This window comes from Verrucomicrobiota bacterium, from assembly GCA_019247695.1.
Taxonomy (GTDB): Bacteria; Verrucomicrobiota; Verrucomicrobiia; order Chthoniobacterales; family JAFAMB01; genus JAFBAP01.
Window position 1 is genome coordinate 1 of record JAFBAP010000168.1, and the last position, 2,685, is coordinate 2,685.

3 protein-coding genes are annotated in these 2,685 nt (G+C 61.6%); all 3 read right to left on the minus strand.

Annotation, left to right across the window (positions count from 1 at the left end):
* Positions 1-606, minus strand: a 606-nt coding sequence (locus JO015_20230; GenBank protein ID MBW0001429.1) for an FkbM family methyltransferase, incomplete at its 3' end; no start/stop codon positions are given.
* Positions 607-629: 23 nt separating this feature from the next.
* Positions 630-1,877 carry a hypothetical protein gene (locus JO015_20235; protein MBW0001430.1) on the minus strand — a complete coding sequence of 416 codons (1,248 nt, stop codon included), beginning with the start codon at positions 1,875-1,877 and terminating at the stop codon, positions 630-632.
* A partial coding sequence (locus JO015_20240) for a Wzt carbohydrate-binding domain-containing protein (GenBank protein MBW0001431.1) occupies positions 1,878-2,685 on the minus strand: 808 nt, incomplete at its 5' end.

Below are 2,685 nucleotides of genomic sequence, written 5' to 3' on the forward strand. Positions count from 1 at the left end.
TTCAACCGCCACGTAAAAGGGGAGCGTGGTTTCCGCCGCGCCCAGGGCGAAGTTAAACGCGGCAACGTTTTCGCGGCCGGCAAACCGGGCCTCGAGCTTCCGGTATGCCTCGGGAAACGGCTCAAAGGCGAAAACGCGATACCCCGCGTCCGCGGTCACCTGCGTGTATTCGCCCTCATTTGCGCCGACATCCAGCAACACCCGGTTCGGTAAAAAGTTATACAGAAACGCAGCCAGGTAGTACTCGGGTTCGCTGTGGGCGAAGCGATCCTCGAACCGGCGCGCGGCTAAGTTGGCGGGCATATCGGCGACCTGCAGCCCCCCGCTTAGCGTCCGGACGTGCAGCCGTTCGACGGCTTCCAGCAGTTTGAGCAACTCATCATCCGCCCGCCGTGCGCGTGCGTGCACGCTGTCGAGCATGTCGTAAACTTTCAGGAGTTGCTGTTTAAGTTCGTCGATTTGCCCTTGGAGCCGGTAAATACCCGCCTCCACCGGCGGGATTCTCTCGGTGTAACCGATGACCCGGTCGAGCTTGTTGCGGACGTCGTCGATCGCCAGAGCCTGCTGAGCGAGGGAGGTGATTCGGTTCCTGAAACTGTCTTGCATATGGCAAACCGGCCCTGGTGACGTTACGCGGTCACGGGATCGTGCAACGCGGCAAATAAATTCTCGTAACGCTCATCAGCCGGTTGCCCTTTCACGACCGATCGCCAAACCCAGTCCGACACGCCTTCGGAAGCAAAAACCGGAGTCAGCCGCGCGGCGTTAGCCCGGGTGATCGTGGCGCGAGAAGGGTCGGTAAGTTCACCCACGGCCCGGCGGAATGCCTCCGGCTTATAGGGTACCGCCGTACCGAGCCGGAGCCTGGTCACGAACCGCCCGGCGGCGGTCTCCGGATCGCCGAGCACAAGCAAGGGCAGGTGTGCGGCAGTCAGTAGGTAGATCAGGCGGGACGGCAGACTCGCACGGAACAGCCAGTCGTGTTCCAGGCCCCCGGTCAGGGTGCCGCTGGGCATGACCGCATAGTCGAAGCGGCGCAGCTCGGCTACCAGCGGTTCATCCGTCAGGTTGGGGTGCAAGGTAATCCCTTCCGTTGCAAGCTCCGTTTCCTCCAATTGAATGAAAGGTTTGCCGGCGTTGCCGAACCAATCGACCTTCAGGCCCGAGCTCCTGATCACTGCCCGCAGCTGCTGCAGGATTTCCAAGCTCCAGACGTTCCCGATGATCACGCCCCGCGGCGGCCGGTTTGCCGGCCCTTGAAAATCGGCCGGAGCAAACAGCCGTGCGCTGTTGACGGGCGGAATGATCCAGAAATCTTTTCCGTATTTCTCCCGGTAACCGGTGCGCAGCACGTCTGAAATCGCGAAGCAAAGGTTCGACCGGTTGAGCAACTTTCCCATCAGCTCGTCAGGAATGCCCTGCACAAACAGGTTCTGGTCATCCATGACGTAGGTGACCAGGGGTGCGCCGGTCAGGTCCGCAGCGGCAAGCGCCGAGAGCGCGTCATCGGGGTAAAAAGGAACGCAAAAAATCCGGTTGATCCGGTGTCCCTGCAGCCGCGCGCCAACCCGCTCCCTGGCTCCCGCAAGGTCGTGATCGGGATGCGGGAGGTGATGCGTCGCCGTACCGAAGCAGTCCCCCTCGAAATAGTTGCGGGAATAAAACACCAGCAGCTCGGGCGTACCGGCAAAGATTTTCGCCAGCAAGGCCCCTACGCCCTGGCGATTGCAGATTTCCGCATGGGTGATGACCAAGGTCCCGTCCCGCAGCTTCGGCGCGTGCAGTTCCGCCGCTGAGCGATCCTCCGGAGACAGGGGCTCAGCCGGCGGGATCACGGGGCGCCGGCGCCCCCAGCGCTTCAGGAAATCGAAGTTCATTTAAAATCTCTCCAGCTCGCACGGCAGTTGCGCCATCCCGTAAAACGGCCTGACTTCGTCCGGCACCGGGTCATAAACCTGGATCGGCCCGACCCCTTCAACCACGTCGAAGTAGACGCCCATGTTCGGCCGGTCAGACGCCTGTTTGCCGGTTTCCAGGGTAAAGGTGTAGTGGCCGGGATCGACCGAAAATTTTATCCTGAACCTGATCCCGAGTTCATCACCGGCGTGCAGTTCGCCGAACTGCTGGCGCAACGAGCTGTTGCAGGTACAAAACACGGTGTTGCCGAGCCGGTCGATCAGGCGCAGCGCCACCTCGGGGTCATTGATCCCTTCATTCATGCGCACGATCATGGACAGGTAACCCTCGTCGCACATCGCGATCGTGGCCAGCGGCCGGCCCGCCTGGTCCGTAAATGCCGCCGCTTGCAATTCCAGCCGCCTCTCGCCGTGCCGCGTCTTCGCCGTGTGCAGGATGTTTCCGGCCAGGATGGCGTCGCGCGATTCCCGGGTTACCACTCGCCGGCTTCGCCCGTGTTTCGGTTCCGGCCGGGAAAGGTCGACCATCGGCTGGGAGGTATCGGCGTCTCTCTGATTCTCCTCTGACAAACAGTAGGCCTGTCGCATGTACTTGTGCGCGCACTGTTCCGCCGGCCCTTCAAAGGTGACGTGGCCCTGGTCCAGGATGATCCCCCGGTCGCAAAGGTTCTGTAGGGCGACGTGGTCGTGGGACACAAAAAGGAACGTCACCCCGCGCTCCATGATCTCGCGGATCTTCCGGTAACACTTTTGCTGGAAGAAGACGTCG

Excerpts from the sequence above, each read along its gene's own strand:
- JO015_20235 (MBW0001430.1), bottom strand. The coding sequence starts at position 1,877 with ATGAACTTCGATTTCCTGAAGCGCTGGGGGCGCCGGCGCCCCGTGATC.